General features: G+C 68.4%; 13 protein-coding genes and 2 pseudogenes. 10 read left to right on the plus strand and 5 right to left on the minus strand.

What is annotated here, in order from left to right:
* Window positions 1-38 precede the first annotated feature (38 nt).
* Together ACFY0P_RS29070 and ACFY0P_RS29075 are read left to right on the plus strand one after the other, a co-directional pair.
* Window positions 39-167 (plus strand): hypothetical protein, encoded by a 129-nt coding sequence (locus ACFY0P_RS29070; protein WP_388919288.1) that lies wholly within the window; start codon window positions 39-41, stop codon window positions 165-167.
* Entirely contained in the window at window positions 164-1,474 is a 1,311-nt protein-coding gene (locus ACFY0P_RS29075) for an alpha-glucosidase/alpha-galactosidase (RefSeq protein ID WP_388919291.1), read from the plus strand. The genes ACFY0P_RS29070 and ACFY0P_RS29075 overlap by 4 nt, the downstream gene beginning before the upstream one ends.
* 147 nt (window positions 1,475-1,621) lie before the next feature.
* On the opposite strand, the gene ACFY0P_RS29080 is transcribed toward ACFY0P_RS29075, so the two are convergent.
* Window positions 1,622-2,644, minus strand: coding sequence for a LacI family DNA-binding transcriptional regulator (locus ACFY0P_RS29080; RefSeq protein WP_388919293.1), 1,023 nt, complete (start codon window positions 2,642-2,644; stop codon window positions 1,622-1,624).
* Window positions 2,645-2,786: 142 nt separating this feature from the next.
* Here ACFY0P_RS29080 and ACFY0P_RS29085 point away from each other — a divergent pair, with 142 nt between their 5' ends.
* The 5 genes from ACFY0P_RS29085 to ACFY0P_RS29105 all read left to right on the plus strand — a co-directional run bounded on the left by ACFY0P_RS29085 (window position 2,787) and on the right by ACFY0P_RS29105 (window position 9,492).
* Window positions 2,787-4,088 (plus strand): ABC transporter substrate-binding protein, encoded by a 1,302-nt coding sequence (locus tag ACFY0P_RS29085; RefSeq protein WP_388919296.1) that lies wholly within the window; start codon window positions 2,787-2,789, stop codon window positions 4,086-4,088.
* A gap of 7 nt (window positions 4,089-4,095) precedes the next feature.
* Window positions 4,096-5,052, plus strand: a complete 957-nt coding sequence (locus ACFY0P_RS29090) for a carbohydrate ABC transporter permease (RefSeq protein ID WP_388919299.1) — start codon at window positions 4,096-4,098, stop codon at window positions 5,050-5,052.
* Window positions 5,049-5,867, plus strand: a complete 819-nt coding sequence (locus ACFY0P_RS29095) for a carbohydrate ABC transporter permease (protein ID WP_388919302.1) — start codon at window positions 5,049-5,051, stop codon at window positions 5,865-5,867. The genes ACFY0P_RS29090 and ACFY0P_RS29095 overlap by 4 nt, the downstream gene beginning before the upstream one ends.
* Window positions 5,868-5,874: 7 nt before the next feature.
* On the plus strand, window positions 5,875-8,247 hold the full coding sequence (locus ACFY0P_RS29100) for a glycoside hydrolase family 3 N-terminal domain-containing protein (RefSeq protein WP_388919304.1): 2,373 nt from the start codon (window positions 5,875-5,877) through the stop codon (window positions 8,245-8,247).
* 435 nt (window positions 8,248-8,682) lie between these two features.
* Window positions 8,683-9,492 (plus strand): C40 family peptidase, encoded by an 810-nt coding sequence (locus tag ACFY0P_RS29105; protein ID WP_388919307.1) that lies wholly within the window; start codon window positions 8,683-8,685, stop codon window positions 9,490-9,492.
* Between the two features lie 370 nt (window positions 9,493-9,862).
* On the opposite strand, the gene ACFY0P_RS29110 is transcribed toward ACFY0P_RS29105, so the two are convergent.
* From ACFY0P_RS29110 to ccsA, 3 genes and pseudogenes are all read right to left on the minus strand, one after another.
* The gene (locus tag ACFY0P_RS29110) at window positions 9,863-11,503 is read right to left on the minus strand and encodes a multicopper oxidase family protein (RefSeq protein ID WP_388919310.1); all 1,641 of its coding nucleotides are present in this window, start codon (window positions 11,501-11,503) and stop codon (window positions 9,863-9,865) included.
* Window positions 11,504-11,579: 76 nt separating this feature from the next.
* Window positions 11,580-12,047, minus strand: a complete 468-nt coding sequence (locus ACFY0P_RS29115) for a hypothetical protein (protein ID WP_388919313.1) — start codon at window positions 12,045-12,047, stop codon at window positions 11,580-11,582.
* An 82-nt stretch (window positions 12,048-12,129) separates the two neighbouring features.
* Window positions 12,130-12,465: pseudogene (gene ccsA, locus ACFY0P_RS29120) on the minus strand (cytochrome c biogenesis protein CcsA); the annotation flags it as partial.
* A 179-nt stretch (window positions 12,466-12,644) separates the two neighbouring features.
* Here ccsA and ACFY0P_RS29125 point away from each other — a divergent pair.
* The 3 genes from ACFY0P_RS29125 to ACFY0P_RS29135 all read left to right on the plus strand — a co-directional run bounded on the left by ACFY0P_RS29125 (window position 12,645) and on the right by ACFY0P_RS29135 (window position 15,014).
* On the plus strand, window positions 12,645-12,812 hold the full coding sequence (locus ACFY0P_RS29125; RefSeq protein WP_388919315.1) for a hypothetical protein: 168 nt from the start codon (window positions 12,645-12,647) through the stop codon (window positions 12,810-12,812).
* Between the two features lie 357 nt (window positions 12,813-13,169).
* The gene (locus tag ACFY0P_RS29130; RefSeq protein ID WP_388919318.1) at window positions 13,170-14,060 is read left to right on the plus strand and encodes a class I SAM-dependent methyltransferase; all 891 of its coding nucleotides are present in this window, start codon (window positions 13,170-13,172) and stop codon (window positions 14,058-14,060) included.
* Window positions 14,061-14,243: 183 nt separating this feature from the next.
* Window positions 14,244-15,014 carry a methyltransferase domain-containing protein gene (locus tag ACFY0P_RS29135; protein WP_388920003.1) on the plus strand — a complete coding sequence of 257 codons (771 nt, stop codon included), beginning with the start codon at window positions 14,244-14,246 and terminating at the stop codon, window positions 15,012-15,014.
* Window positions 15,015-15,267: 253 nt separating this feature from the next.
* On the opposite strand, the pseudogene ACFY0P_RS29140 reads toward ACFY0P_RS29135, so the two are convergent.
* Window positions 15,268-15,432 (minus strand): annotated as a pseudogene (locus ACFY0P_RS29140) (hypothetical protein); the annotation flags it as partial.
* Window positions 15,433-15,523 lie beyond the last annotated feature (91 nt).

Here is a 15,523-nt window from a genome sequence, read left to right on the forward strand (position 1 = left end):
TCCTCACCCGACACACCACCCAGGCAGGAAATACCTCAGTGCCGCACACCTTCGACGTGCTCGTCATCGGCGACGCCGCCGCTGACGTCATCGTCGGTACGACCGCACAGCCCACGTGGGACGACGTCCTCTCCCGCCCTTCCGAGACCGAGGAAACCCCGGTATGACCACCCCCAAGATCGCCTTCATCGGCGCTGGCAGCGTCGTCTTCACCCAGGGACTGCTCGCCGACCTCCTCGCGTTCCCCGAACTGAAGTCCGCGCACGTCGCGCTGCACGACATCGACACCGAACGCCTGGCCACCGCGCACGCGGCCGCCGTCCGCATCGCCGACACGCTCGGCGCCCGCCCGAACGTCACCGCGCACACCGACCGTCGCGAAGCCCTGGCCGACGCCGACTTCGTCATCAACATCGTGCAGATCGGTATGGCCGAGGCCACCCGGACCGACTTCGAGGTACCGGCCCGCTACGGCGTACGGCAGACCATCGGCGACACCCTCGGCATCGGAGGCATCTTCCGCGCCCTGCGCACGTTCCCGTTCCTGAAGGAGCTGGGGCGTGACATCGCCGAGGTCTGCCCGCAGGCCTGGCTGCTGAACTACACCAACCCCATGGCCATGAACGTGCAGTACCTGACGCAGGCCACCGGCCTGACCCGCGTGGTGGGTCTGTGCCACTCGGTGTACTGGACGATGCGCGACCTCGCGGACCTGGTCAAGGTGCCCTACGAGGAAATCAGTTACCAGGCCGCGGGCGTCAACCATCAGGCGTGGGTGCTGCGGTTCGAGCACCAGGGCCGGAGCCTCTACCCGAAGCTGGACGAACTGATCGCCTCCGACGACCAGTTGCGCCGCAGGGTCCGGGTCGACATGTACCGCCGGCTCGGCTACTACCCCACGGAGACCAGCGAGCACTCCTCCGAGTACGTGCCCTGGTATCTGCACCACGACAGCGAGGTCGAGCGGCTGCGGCTGCCGATCGGCGAGTACCTCAAGATCGTCGACGAGAACGTCGCCACGTACGAGAGGACCCGCGACGCACTGACCGCCGGGACGCCGGTCGCCGTCGAGGGGACGATGGAGTACGCGCCGCAGATCATCCACAGCATGGTGACCGGCACCGCGCGCACGGTCTACGGCAACGCCCCCAACCGGTCCCTGATCGACAACCTGCCCGCGCACGGAACCGTCGAGGTCCCGTGCCTGGTGGACTCGCTGGGCGTCCAGCCCACCCGCGTCGGCTCCCTCCCGCCCCAGCTCGCGGCGCTCAACCGGACCTATCTGAGCGCGAACGACCTGGTGGTGCGGGCAGCGATCGAGGACGACCCGCGGCACATCAGGCACGCGGCGATGACCGACCCCGCCACGGCCGCGGCCCTGCCGGTCGAGGACATCTGGCGCCTGTGCGACGACATGGTCACCGCCCATGGCGACCTCCTCCAACCCGGACTGCGCGCCCTCCTGGGCTCGTGAGCGACCGCGGGCGGTGGGCCGAGACCATGTATGTCGGCCCACCGCCCGTCCCGAGTGCCGGGTGAACCGAACCCGACTCGTTCGACATGCCGCTCGGCCGGCACACCGCCCTCGCCCCCGGCGGTCCCGTGGGCTCGGGTGGGTTCCTCACGACTCACTTGGCGGAGCTGTGCTCTGCCGTTCCACCAAGTGCGTCGCCAGCTCGATGCGCTGGGCGGCTTTGCCGGATTCCTCAGGTCCGAACAGCATGCGTGACGCCTCCTCGGCCATGCGTCGCAGAGGCTGGTGCACCGTGGTGAGCGGCGGGCTCGACCACTGCGCGAGGGGCACGTCGTCGTAGCCGACCACGGACAGGTCCTCCGGTACACGCAGTCCTCTGAGCCGGGCCGCCTCCAGCACGCCGAGCGCCTGGAGATCGCTGCCCGCGAAGATCGCCGTCGGCCGGTCCGGCCCGTCCAGCAGGCTCATCGCGTGGTCGAAGCCGCCCTGCACGTGGAAGTCGCCGAACCGCACGAGCCGCGGGTCCACGTCCAGGGACGCCATCGCCATGGCGGAGCGATAACCGTCCAGGCGCGCACGTGAGCACAGCATGTCCTCCGGTCCGGTGATGATCGCGATCCGCCGGTGGTTCTGTGCCGTGAGATGCCGGGTGGCCGCGAGACCGCCGGCCCAGTTCGCCGAGCCCACCGAAGGCACGTCGGGATCGGGGTCGCCCGCGGGGTCGACGACGACGAAGGGGACGGCCGCCGACCTGAGCCGCTGTCTGACGTCGCGCGGAAGCGTGGAGAAAACCAGGACGACCCCCAACGGCCTTCTCTTCAGCACTCCTTCGAGCCACTCCGGTCCAGGCGCGTGCCGCGTGCCGCTCACGGTGAGGACCAAGGTCGCGTGGTACTCCCGCGCGACCTGCTCCACCCCCTTGACCAGTTCCATCGCCCAGATGCTCTCCAGCTCGTGGAACACCAGCTCGAGAAGTGGGGGCCGGGCTGGATTCCGGGGGCGGCGACGGTAGCCGTGGGCCTCCAGTGCTCGCTCGACCTTGGCCCTGGTCACACGGGACACGTCCGAACGACCGTTGACCACCTTCGAAACTGTCGGCAGCGAAACGCCCGCAACTCTCGCCACCTCGGCCAAGGTCACCTTGCTGCCGATCTTGCCGTCCTCGCCCATATTCGCAGGATACAGGCGCGAGATGCCCGTAACGGTTTGAGCGCGTGCGTGCATGACTGTTGACCGAGCCGCAGGCCTGTCCTAGTGTCCCGAGCGCATTGACTTTCGGTAATGAGGCCGAAACTTTCGAAGGGCTCCAACGATGAAGACACGCGCGCGCTTGCCCAGACTGGTCGCCTGCGGTGCGACGCTCGCCCTGGCGCTCCCGCTGGCCGCCTGCGGCAACGGCAACGGCCAGTCGTCGAGCGACGGCAAGATTCACGTTCTGGTCTACGGGGACGCCAGCAACAAGGTCGAGAAGCAGATAGTCAGCACGTTCAACAAGACGTCCGACGTCAAGGCCGTCCTCGACACCATTCCCGGCGCCGACTATCAGCAGAAGCTCCAGACGATCATCAACACCCCGCAGGCCCCGGACATCTTCTTCAACTGGGGCGGCGGCAGTATCCAGCCGTTCGTCAAGGCCGATCTGCTGCTACCGCTGGACGGTTTCATCGCGAAGAACCCGGACCTGAAGTCGAAGTTCCTGCCCTCGGTCTTCAACAGCGCGGTGGTCAACGGCAAGCCGTACGGCGTCCCGATGCGCGGCACGCAGCCCGTCCTGCTGTTCCACAACAAGAAGGTCCTCAAGGCAGCGGGGGTCACGCCGCCCCAGACCTGGGACGAACTGCTGGACGCGGTCAAGAAGCTCAAGGCCCAGGGTGTCACCCCGATCGCCCTGGGCGGCGGCGACAGGTGGCCGACCCTGATGTGGTTCGAGTACCTCTACGACCGCATCGCCGGGCCGGGCCTGTTCCAGAAGGCGATCGAGGGCGACAAGTCGGTGTGGGAGAGCGCCGACAGCAAGAAGGCGCTGAGCATGCTCAGGGACCTGGTGGACGCCGGCGCCTTCGGCAAGAACTACGACTCGGTGAAGTACACCAACGGCGCCTCACCGGCACTCGTCGCCTCCGGCAAGGCCGGCTTCGAGCTCATGGGTTCGTGGTACTACGCCCAGCAGCAGACGGACGCCAAGAGCTTCGCGGAGAAGGACCTCGGCTACACGGCGTTCCCGACCGTTCCCGGCGGCAAGGGCGACGCTGCCGACGTCGTCGGAAACACCAACAACTTCTACTCGGTGCTGCGCAAGACCAAGTATCCCGACGCCGCTGCCAAGTTCCTCAAGCTGATGTACTCGGACGAGTTCGTGAAGGCGCAGCTGGCCATCGGCAACCTGCCGACGACCACGAACACCGAGTCCTTCCTGGACTCCTCGGCCAACCCGGCCTACTCGCACTTCCAGTACAACCTGGTCGCCAAGGCTCCCGCGTTCCAGCTGTCCTGGGACCAGGCGTATCCGCCGGCCGCGGGGACCCCCATCCAGCAGGCCGTGCAGCAGTTCTTCGACGGCCAGATCGACGCGGACGGCTTCATCAAGGCCATGCAGGCACTTCCGGGTGAATGAACGGCTCATGACTACACAGATCACGAGCACCCCGCCCGCCGCCAGGTCCCTCAAGGTGGCCCGGCGGCGGGCGGGCGGCTCGTCAACGGCAAACGTGGCGCGACCCGGCTTCGGCTGGGCTCTTCCCGCCGCCCTGTTCTTCGCTGTCTTCGCGATCGTTCCGCTGATCATGGTCGCGGTGCTGTCCTTCACGACCTGGAACGGGCTCGGGTCGCCTCAGTTCGTCGGCATGGCCAACTGGTCACGTCTTGTGGACGACCCCGTGATGCTCAAGAGCATCTGGGTGACCCTGCTCCTGACCGCCCTCGGCGTCCTCATCCAGACACCGCTCAGCATTCTCCTGGGGGTCTGGGCCGCCGGCTACCAGCGCAATCGCGCCGTGCTGTCCGCCATCTACTTCGTCCCGCTGCTGCTGTCCGGCACCGCCGTCTCCGTCCTCTGGCGGGCCCTGCTCGATCCCAACTTCGGCATCCCCGCCGACGCCGGCTGGCTGTTCGGTGACGGGAACCTGTTCGGCAAGCAGGCCACGGCCATCGGGGTCCTGGCCTTCGTGAGCACCTGGCAGTTCACTCCCTTCCACACCCTGATCTACCAAGGGGCGGCCCGGGCCGTCCCGCAGGTGCTCTACGAGGCCGCGGAGATCGACGGGGCGGGCCGCTACCGGCAGTTCTTCCACATCACGCTGCCGCAGCTGCGCAACTCGATGATCACCTCGATGATTCTGATGACCGTCGGCGGTCTGACCACCTTTGAGACCGTCCTCATCCTCACGCAGGGCGGACCCGGCACCGACACCACCATCAGCGCCTACTACATGTACGAGAAGGCCTTCAAGGAGTTCGATTTCGGCACCGGTGCCGCCATCGCCCTCACTCTGGTCGTGGCCTCCACCGTCATCTCGCTCGTCGTCGTCCGCGTGTCGGGCTACGACAAGATGCGCAGCACCATGGAGGGCGTGTCATGAGGCGCCGACCCAACTACGTTGCCGGTGTCGGCTCCGCCGTCTGGCTGTTCCTGGTCGGACTGCCGCTGTACGTGATGATCGCAGCGACGCTGCGCACGCGCGGTGACTACGCGGCGAACGGTCCGGTGTCGGTGCCCGACACCTTCACCTTCGACAACTACCTCAACGCGTTCGACACCGGCTTCGGCCGGTACTTCCTCAACACGATCGCCGTCACGGCGGCCGTGGCCGGCCTGGTGCTGCTCCTGGTGCCGCCGCTCGCGTACGCCATCGTCCGCAGCCGCAGCAAGGTGACCTCACTGGTCTTCCGCCTGTTCCTGCTGGGACTCGCCATTCCGGCCCAGGCCGTCATCGTGCCGATGTTCTACCTCATCAGCAAAGCAGGGCTGTACGACAACCTGCTCGGCGTCATCCTGCCGACAGCGGCGTTCTGCTTGCCGATGTCGGCCCTGATCCTCAGCGGCACCATGCGGGACATCTCTCCCGAACTGTTCGAGGCCATGGCGGTGGACGGAGCGACTCCACGGCGCATGTTCTTCCAGCTGGTCGTACCGCTCTCGCGCGGAGGCCTCTCCACGATCACCGTGTTCTCGGCGCTCCAGGCATGGAACGGGTTCCTCTTCCCGCTGGTGCTGACCCAGTCCGACTCGACCAAGGTGATCACGCTGGGTCTTTACAACTTCCAGACCGAACACGGCATCGACATCCCCGGCCTTCTCGGGGCCGTGATGCTGTCCATGGTGCCCGTCCTGCTCGTCTACCTGTTCGCCCGTCGCGCCCTGGTCCAGGGTCTGATGGGCGTCGGAGGAAAGTGACCGCCACGTGGCTGTAGAGACCTCCCACCCGGCCCCCGTGTGGAACGACCCGTCCCGCCCCCTCGCCACCAGAGTGGCGGCGCTGATCGAGGCAATGACTCTGGAGGAGAAGACGGCCCAGCTGTACGGCGTGTGGGTCGGCGCCTCCGCCCAGGGCGACGAGGTGGCTCCCCATCAGCACGACATGGAGGAAGCGGTCGATCTCGAGGCGTTGATGCCCACCGGACTGGGTCAGCTGACCCGGCCCTTCGGCACCGCACCCGTCGACCCCGCCCTCGGGGCTCTCTCCCTGCAACGCACCCAGGCCCGCATCGTCTCGGCGAACCGCTTCGGAATCCCCGCTCTCGCGCACGAGGAGTGCCTCGCCGGCTTCGCGGCCTGGGGTGCCACCGCCTACCCCGTCCCGCTGTCCTGGGGCGCCACGTTCGACCCCGGGACGGTGCGCCGCATGGCCGCGGCCATAGGTCGTGACATGCGCTCCGTCGGTATCCACCAGGGGCTCGCGCCGGTCCTCGACGTGGTGCGCGACGCGCGCTGGGGGCGCGTGGAGGAGACGATCGGCGAGGACCCGTACCTCGTGGCCACCATCGGGACGGCCTACGTGCAGGGACTGGAGTCGGCGGGAATCATCGCGACCCTCAAGCACTTCGTCGGCTACTCCGCGTCCCGCGCGGGACGCAACCTCGCTCCCGCGGCGATCGGGCCCCGGGAACGCGCCGACATCCTGCTGCCTCCCTTCGAGATGGCCGTCCGGGAGGGCGGCGCCCGCGCCGTCATGCACGCCTACAACGACAACGACGGTGTACCCGCCGCCGCCGACCGGCAGTTGCTGACCGGCCTGCTCCGTGACACCTGGGGCTTCGACGGAACGGTCGTCGCCGACTACTTCGGCATCGCCTTCCTGAAAACCCTCCACGGTGTGGCGGCGGACTGGGCCGACGCCGCGCACACCGCCCTCACGGCGGGCGTCGACGTCGAACTGCCCAGCGTCAAGACCTTCGGTGAACCGCTCGTCCAGGCCGTCAAGGACGGTCGGATCCCGGAGTCCCTCATCGACGGTGCCCTCAGCCGGGTTCTCCGTCAAAAGGCCCAGCTCGGCATGTTGGACCCCGACTGGGATCCCGTGCCGGCCGCCTTGCGCGGCACCGATCCCGACGACCCGGAGGCCCTGCGCGGCAAGGTCGACCTGGATCCTCCCGCGAACCGCGAACTGGCACGTGAGTTGGCCGAGAAGGCCGTGGTCCTGCTCAGCAACAACGACGGCGTACTGCCTCTCGCCGGGCCGCGCCGGATCGCCCTCGTCGGCCCCAACGCGACGGAGGCCACAGCCGTACTGGGCTGCTACTCCTTCCCCATGCACGTCGGCGTCCAGCACCCGAACGTCCCCGTCGGCATCAACCTGCCCACCCTCTACGACACCCTGACAGCCGAGTTCCCCGACGCGGCCATCACCGTCGCCCGCGGCACGGGCATCGACGACGGCGACCTCTCCGGGATCGACGCGGCGGTGGACGCGGCCCGGAACGCGGACATGGTCATCGCCGTCCTGGGCGACCGCGCGGGCCTGTTCGGCCGTGGCACCAGCGGCGAGGGCTGCGACAGGGAATCACTCACCCTTCCCGGCGCGCAGCAGCAACTCCTCGACGCACTCCTCGACTCCGGTCGTCCGGTCGTCACCGTCCTCCTCGCGGGCCGGCCCTACGCCCTCGGCCGCGCGGTGGACGAATCCGCGGCGATCGTCCAGTCGTTCTTCCCGGGAGTCGAGGGCACCCGGGCGATCGCCGGCGTACTCAGCGGCCGAACCAACCCCTCCGGGCGCCTGCCCGTCAGCGTGCCCCGCAGCCCCGGAGCCCAGCCGACCACCTACCTCGGCGCCCGCCTGGCCCAGGCCAGCGACGTCTCCAACATCGACCCGACCCCGGCGTTCGGCTTCGGTCACGGCCTCAGTTATACGACCTTCACCTGGAGCGATCTCACGGTTCGAACCCAGCAGGCCTCCACTGAGGGCGAGTTCGCCATCGCCTTCACCCTCCGCAACTCCGGCGAGCGGACCGGGACCGAAGTCGTTCAGCTCTACCTCCACGACCCGACAGCCTCCGTCGTCCAGCCGGTGCAGCGCCTCGTCGGCTACAGCAGGGTGTCCCTCGCGCCGGGCGAAACCCGTCGTATCGACATCACCGTTCCCGCCGACGTCGCGTCCTTCACCGGTCGCGACGGTCACCGCATCGTCGAACCGGGCGACCTGGAACTCCGCCTGGCGTCGTCGAGCACGACCGCGCACCTGACGACAACGGTCACCCTCACCGGCCCCGTCCGTACCGTGGACGAGACCCGCCGATTCCACGCCACCTTCGTCCAGCAGGCCCTCCACGAGGAGTAGTCGGAGACCGCGAGGCCGGGGCATCGATCCGGCGCATCCGAGGGTCACTGCCATACGGTGATCGACGCGCCGCGGCCAGAACCTTGGCGGAACGCTCGGCCGGAGTCTTCCGGCCGAGCGTTCCGACAGCGCCTGGGCGAACCGGCATTCACCGCAGAGCTCATCAGAGCGAGGACCTTTCCGTGACCTGCGTCACACATTTCGAGCCCGGGAGAAGCCAAGCCTGGCCACCAGCTGCGATCGATGCTAGAGCGAGGAGCAATTCGGACCTAACAACGAAGACCCTTAGTTGAAGACTTACGCGCGGAGTTCGAAATGCCCGTTACGGCGTCAATAAGGAACAGCGCGCCGGGGATTCACGGTCTCCCTTGAGTGACTGTGGCGCAGCACACGTTTCTTGAAGATACGGAGGAGTCCCTGATACCGGTTGTGCCCATGTCCCACACCGCTCTCATACGCAGCCATCGGAAGCCCCGCCGCAGCGCGTCGACCATCGCGATGCGGGCCGGAGTCGCCGGCGGCGTCCTCGGCACCCTGGCAGTCGCCGGGGCGTCCGGCGCGGCGAACGCAGCCGAGCCGGTGACGCAGACCCTCGAACTGCCCACCCTCACGGCCGACCTGGCCGATCAGGTCGCCCAGTCCGCGGAGGCCACCCAGCAGGCCGCCGCGAACTACCAGCTGCAGGCCGAACGCGACGCGGCCGCCGCGAACGCCGCGAAGCAGGCCAAGGCGGACCTTGCCGACGCCAAGAAGAAGGCGGAGGCCAAGAAGAGGGCCGAGGCCGCGCGCAAGGCCGCCGCAGAGCAGGCCGCCTCCCGCAGCGCCGAGCGGACCACCCTGGCCCCTTCCACCACCTCCAGCGCCTCGACCAGCTCGTCGACGGCCACGGGTTCGGCAGCGGCGGTCATCGCCTTCGCCAAGGCCCAGATCGGGGACGCCTACGTGTTGGGCGCCACCGGCCCCAACTCCTGGGACTGCTCCAGCCTGCTTCAGGCCGCGTTCAAGCAGGCGGGCATCAGCCTGCCGAGGGTGTCGCAGGACCAGTCGACCGCGGGCACCCCGGTCTCGCTGAGCAACCTCCAGCCCGGCGACATCCTCTACTGGGGCTCCGCCGGCAGCGGTGCGTACCACGTGGCGCTCTACGTCGGCGGCGGCAATTTCGTAGGGGCCGAGAACCCGTCCACGGGAATCGTCGAGAAGCCCCTCTCCTGGGACCCGCCGACCGGCGCGGTGCGCGTGCTCTGACGCGCGGGCGGTGCCAGAGGGCCACTTCGCCGGACAGTCCTCCGAACGGAGGTGCCGGACGGGGAAGGTGGCCCTCACGCATGCTCAATCCCCGGTCGACGGGCGTCCGGCACGATCAGTCCGACACCGCACCCGAACGACCCACGCAGGGCAGGGTGTTGACCGCCCTGGAAGACGGACCGTGGGCACCGTCCCCGAGCGGCTGACGGTTCTGAAGCGCGCCTGCCGACCGGAACGGGGACGGCTTGCGAGATCGCGGATGCGGATCGCCGCCGGGTCGAGGAACCAGCCGTTGCGGTCGCCGTCGTGAACGGTGCGGGCGCACCCGGCCGGACCCCGGTGCGCCCGTCCGGACAGCGCGAAGAGAACGTCAGGCCTTGTAGGCCACGTTCGCCATCATCCCGGCCTCGCCGTGGTACGCGTTGTGGCAGTGCAGCATCCACTGGCCCGGGTTGTCGGCGTCGAGGAAGACGGACACCGTCTTCTTGGGCAGCACGATCGCGGTGTCCTTGCGCGGGCCGGACATGCCGAGCTGGTACGTGTGGCCGTGCAGGTGCATCGGGTGCCACATCTCGGTCGTGTTGACGAAGTCGAGCCGTACGCGCTGCCCCTCCTCGATGACGATCGGGTTCGCTTCGGGCTTCGCCATGTCGAACTGCTTGCCGTTGATGGACCAGTTGTAGCTCATCATGTTGCCGGTCAGCTTGATCTGGTGCGTGACGTCGGTCTTCGCGGACCTGAGCCGCACGTCGTCGGCGGCCCGCAGCTGGGACGCCGACATGATCATGCCGTTGAGCTCCTTCGGACGGACGGTCGCAGACGGCTTGCTCCCGGCCCCCGTACGTACCAGGGCGAGACCGTTCGCGTTCTTGCCCTCGGCCAGGGCGACGAGCGGGAAGACTCCGTCGCCGAGCGTGACGAGGACGTCGTAGCGTTCACCCATGCCGACCAGCAGGGCGTCCACCTCCTGATGCTGAACGGGGAAGCCGTCGGTGTGGGTGATGGTCAGCCTGTGGCCGCCGAGGGCCACTCGGTAGGCGGTGTCCGAGCCCGCGTTGATGATCCGCAGCCGCACCTTCTTGCCGGGCTTGCCGGTGTAGACATCCGGATCGGCCGCCACGCGGCCGTTGATCAGGTGGTACGGGTACTTCACGTCGCCGGCGTCGCCGCCGAGCAGCTCGCTGGTGGCGCCGTTGAGCATGAACTTCTTCGTCATACCACCGGACGTGGCGGCGGAGGGGGACGCGGAGCCGCCCATGTCCATCCCGCCCATGTCCCCCATGTTGCCCATACCGTCGTCCGAGCTGCTGGGGCTCGCGCTGCTGCCCATGTCCATGCCTCGCATGTCACCCATGGCTGCCATGCCGCGCTTGAGTTCGGTGAGGGCCTCGTCGGGGGTGCCGGTGACACCGTCGAGCCAGTCGTCGAGGAGGACGACCCACTCGTCGTCGTACGACAGCGGCTCCTTCGGGTCCTCGACGACCAGCGGGGCGTACAGACCGCGGTCGAGCTGGACGCCGACGTGCGGGTGGAAGAAGTACGTGCCGGGGTCCGGGGCGATGAAGCTGTAGGTGAAGGTGGAGCCGGCCCGGACGGCGGACTGGACGGCGGGCGGCACGCCGTCCATGTCGTTGCGCAACGCGATCCCGTGCCAGTGGATCGACGTGGTGGTCTTGTTCGGGAGCTGGTTGGACAGCTCGGCGATCAGGGTGTCGCCGGCGGAGAGCCGGACCTCCTTGCCGGGGGTGTGCCCGTCGAAGGCCCAGGTCTTGGGCATGACGCCGCCGCCCAGGTCGATCATCGCGGGCGCCGCGGTCAGCGTGACGTTCTTCCGCCGTCCGGTGGCTTTGCGCTTCAGGTCGGCGGCGCGGACGGCCGAGGCGGTGGGACTGACCAGAGCGTTCCCACCGGCGGTGCCGGAGCCGCCCCCGCTGCTGCAGGCGGCGAGCGCGCCGGCGCCGGCGACTCCCAGGCCTGCGAGCAGGACGGAGCGGCGATTGATGCTGTTCATTGCGTTGTTGTCCTCTGTGTCGTAACTGCCGATGTGGTCGCGGAGGGACGGCACATCGCGCGCCGTCCGGCGCGGTCTACATGCGCAGTTGCGAGAGGATGGACAGGTCGGGCGGGGCTCGGCCGACCACACCGACAGGTGCGCGCCCCGCCGCGGCCTCACCAAGGTCCGCGAACGGGGAGAACCCGCTCTCAGCGGGAACGGCGATCTGCACGGTGTCAACCCCGGCCGGGGCGCAGTGCTGCATGCCGTGCCCGTCGCAGGCGTTCTTGTCTGCGGTGTTCGGGGAGGAGGGGTCCCAGGCGCTCGGTGTGTCCTTGCCCGGCATGACGTGGCCGGCAGGGGCGGCATCCGCCATGGACGAGGCGTTCATCATGCGCATGGAGGCGGCGTTCATCACGGACGAAGCACTCGTCATGGGCGAGGCGCCCACCGCTGCCGTTTCGTGATGGACGAGGACGGCCAGCGCGGCGCACAGGGCGATGAGCACCCCGTAGGCCCAGCGGACGGTCGTGCCGCCGCCTTGAGCTGTCCGTATCGTCATGGCTCACCTGTCACATGCGTTCACCGAGGTCCGCCACTATACCCCTAGCGGGTATGCGGGCGCCGGGCTGTCCGAGGTTGTCTCACTCGGTCGGCACGCCTCCGTACGAGTGCAGGCCGGTGAAGAAGATGTTGACGCCGTAGTACTGGAAAACGAATGTGCCGAACACCACAAGGCCGATCACCACCGCTCGCCGTCCCTTCCCTCCGGCCGTGGCGCGCACGTGGAGGTACGCGGCGTAGGCGACCCAGGCGATGAAGGCCCGGGTCTCCTTGGGGTCCCAGCCCCAGTAGCGGCCCCAATCCGCCCGCGCCCACACGGCTCCCGCGATGATCGCGAAGGTCCACAGGGGGAAGACCAGGGCGATCAGCCGGTACGCCGGCTTGTCCAGCAGCCGGGCGGACGGCAACCGCTCCAAGAGCTTAAACGGTGACCACGGCGAGGCCCTCGCCCGCTCCGGCCGTCGCGCCTCGTCGCCGGTGGCAGTCAGAATGAAACCCGCCTAGTTACGTAGTAGATCCCTCTGTACGCCATCGCCGCTGTGATCGTGATCGTCGGGCTCGTGGCTCCGGGTGTGCCTGTCGCACCCTCGTGCTCGTGGGTCTCCCGGCCGGCTGCCCGCTGATGATGTTCTTCATGAAGCGCGGCATGCACGACCAGGACTCGCCTGCAGGGCACAACAGCGCGGACGAGCACACCGACCGGGACCATGATCCGCTGCGCAAGCACGGCCACCAGCACCCCTACGGTCATGGCCACGCCTGACGCGGGAAAGGTCATGCCCGTTCCCGTCACCGTGCGGCATCGGTGCCGCCGGCGCCATGACCGCCATGCCGGGCAGGGGCCGTCGTGCCGCACCGGTCCGCGCGGTCAGGTACCGCATCGCGCGGCGCAGGCGCGCCGGCCTTGAGAGGTAGACAGCGATGGCGATCAAGGAGTGAGCTTGGCGCCGATGCCCCGTCGGCATTGTTCGACGCGTTCTTGGCATACCTCCCGCCCCTTCCGTTCTCGTGTCGGAAGCGGGCGCCCTCACGGAACGGAGGGCATGACCGATCATAGTGCGGTTAACTACTGTGTTACTTAGTGGCTTCGGATTTGCGAAGCCGCCCCGAGGGGAGGTCGATGGTGGGGGTTCGCAAGGAGAAGTGGGCCGTCGTCAGGGGCGGTCCGGCCGAGACGCGTTCGGCGGTCGCGGATCCAGAGGCGCCCGGTCATGACGGCCGTGACATCCGTGTCCAGTTCAATGATCCGTCTTTCGCGGCCTCCTATGCCGCCTCGTACCAGGGCTCGGGGCCTGCTGGGCGGTACTTCTCGTCCAGGCTCCAAGCGACCTTCGAGGCCCTGGGCCGAAGTCCTGGTGGCGATCTCCTCGACGTCGGCTGCGGGCCAGGCATATTCGTCCGCAGTGTGCTCGACACGCGTCCCGGCGATTTCCGGATCAGCGCCGTCGACCAGGCGCTCGCGATGATCACCGAGGCCGCGGACCGCACGGCGGGTACCGGGGTCGAACTGGCCGTCGGGAGGGCAGAGGCGCTGCAGTTCCCGGACGCGCGCTTCGACGTCGTCGTCGCGATGGGGGTGCTGGAGTACTGCGACCCTTCCGTGGCCTTGCGGGAACTTCACCGCGTTCTGCGCCCGGACGGGCTCGTTCTCGTCAGCATGCTGAACCCCCTGAGCCCGTACCGCCTGTTCGAATGGGGGGTGTATTGGCCACTGCTTCGGCTGCTCGGCCAGGTCGAGGGTCTGCTCGGTCTGCCCCCGGAGCGAAGGCACGGTGTGCCGAAATCCGGTATCCGGGCGCTCCCGGCCGGGCGGTTGCGGCGGCGGATGCGGGAAGCCGGACTTCGTCCCATCGACGTCGTCCATTACGACCTGACGCCCTCCGTCCCGCCGATCGATCGGCTCGTGCACCGGTGGACGCGTCGGCGCGAACGACCGGCGGACACCGTCGGCCGGAGCCTGTGGCGTTGGCCGGGGACGGCCTACCTGGTTGCCGCCACCCGCTCTCGATGATGGTCGCGTCGCCGGCCGGAGTTGCTCGACGTGCTGGGCGCGGCGGAGAGCACGCCGGCGTGTTTGGGCGGAGCGCGGGTCCCGGCCCTCAGCCGCGCAGCGAATTCGCCGTCCCGCTGCGCGTCGGCGACCGTAATACCTATGCTGACACCGAAGATTGAGGCGATCTGGGGGGTATGTTCGATGAAGGTGGCAGACAGACAAAAGTCCGTATTGAAGTCGGGAGTCAAGCGGCTCTTGGGACGCGCTGGATTCGACATCGTGCGCAGCACCAACAACCTGGGCGGGGTCGACGACTTCATCCCGTTCGAGGCAACGATGAGGGCTGCACGGGAGACCGGCCTGTCGGTCGGTGACTACATCGACGAGGTCATGAACGGGACGCCTGGTGCCACCCAGTCCACCATCGACGAACTACGCGCTCTCGGTGTTTTCGCTGCCAGCCCGAACGCGGTGCTGGAGATCGGCCCCGGATCCGGGCGGTACCTGGAGAAGACGCTGAAGGAGTGTTCACCAGAGCGCTACGAGATCTACGAGACCGCAGCCCCCTGGGCCGACTACCTGGTGGACACGTTCAACGTGGTCGCCCAACCGACCACGGGAAGCAGTCTCGCCCCGACACCCGACGGCAGCATCGACCTCGTTCAGGCTCACAAGGTATTCAACACCGTGACCTTCCTCGGCGCGTCCCGGTACTTCTTCGAGATGGCGCGTGTCACCCGAATCGGCGGTCGGATCGTCTTTGACGTCATGACAGAGAACTGCCTGGACCCGGCGGCGGTACGTGCCTGGGCGACGGAGGGCGGCGCGGGGCACGACTCCTACCCAGCCGCCATGCCTCGCCGGACATGCGTGGACCTCTTCGCAACCCTCGGCTGCAGCCTGGAGGCCAGCTTCCTGGCACCCATGGGCGTTGCCACCACGGAGGTGCTCGTCTTCGCGAAGGCGGCTTGACCCGCAGGCGGCTTCTTGGCAGCTCGACGTTGCAAGCTCGTCCAGACGTGTCCGGTGTCCGGTGAGCAGTTCGATGGCCCACCGCTCGGCCTCCCGCAGCAGCCGGGCGACCTCGGCGTCGAGCGTCGCCCGCATGGCCTCGGCGATGGGACGGCTGCTCATGGCGCTCCGCCGGTGCCCAAGAACACGGACCCGCCCTGCGGGTAGCCCACCGCCCGAGCGCGGGCGACAGACCGAACTCGCGGACCATCTTTGTGGCCAACTCAGTGGCCCCGCCAAGTCGTTGGCCGTCCCGGTGGAGCCCTGGCCGAGGACGACCACTTCCGGCGGCGCGTCCGCCGAGCCGCACGGCGAGAGTGGACGTTGGGCAGTCCTCGCCGTACAAGTGCCCTTCCTCCAGCGGAAGTTGCCCGGTCACTCCGAAGGCCTGGCCTACGGGCAGGGTGGTGACCTTGGCGAACTGGGTGGCCCGCCGTGGCTGCCGACCCCGCGTTCGTCTCCGGCGAAAG

The organism is Streptomyces sp. NPDC001714 (genome assembly GCF_042892755.1).
In the GTDB taxonomy this organism is placed as follows: Bacteria; Actinomycetota; Actinomycetes; order Streptomycetales; family Streptomycetaceae; genus Streptomyces.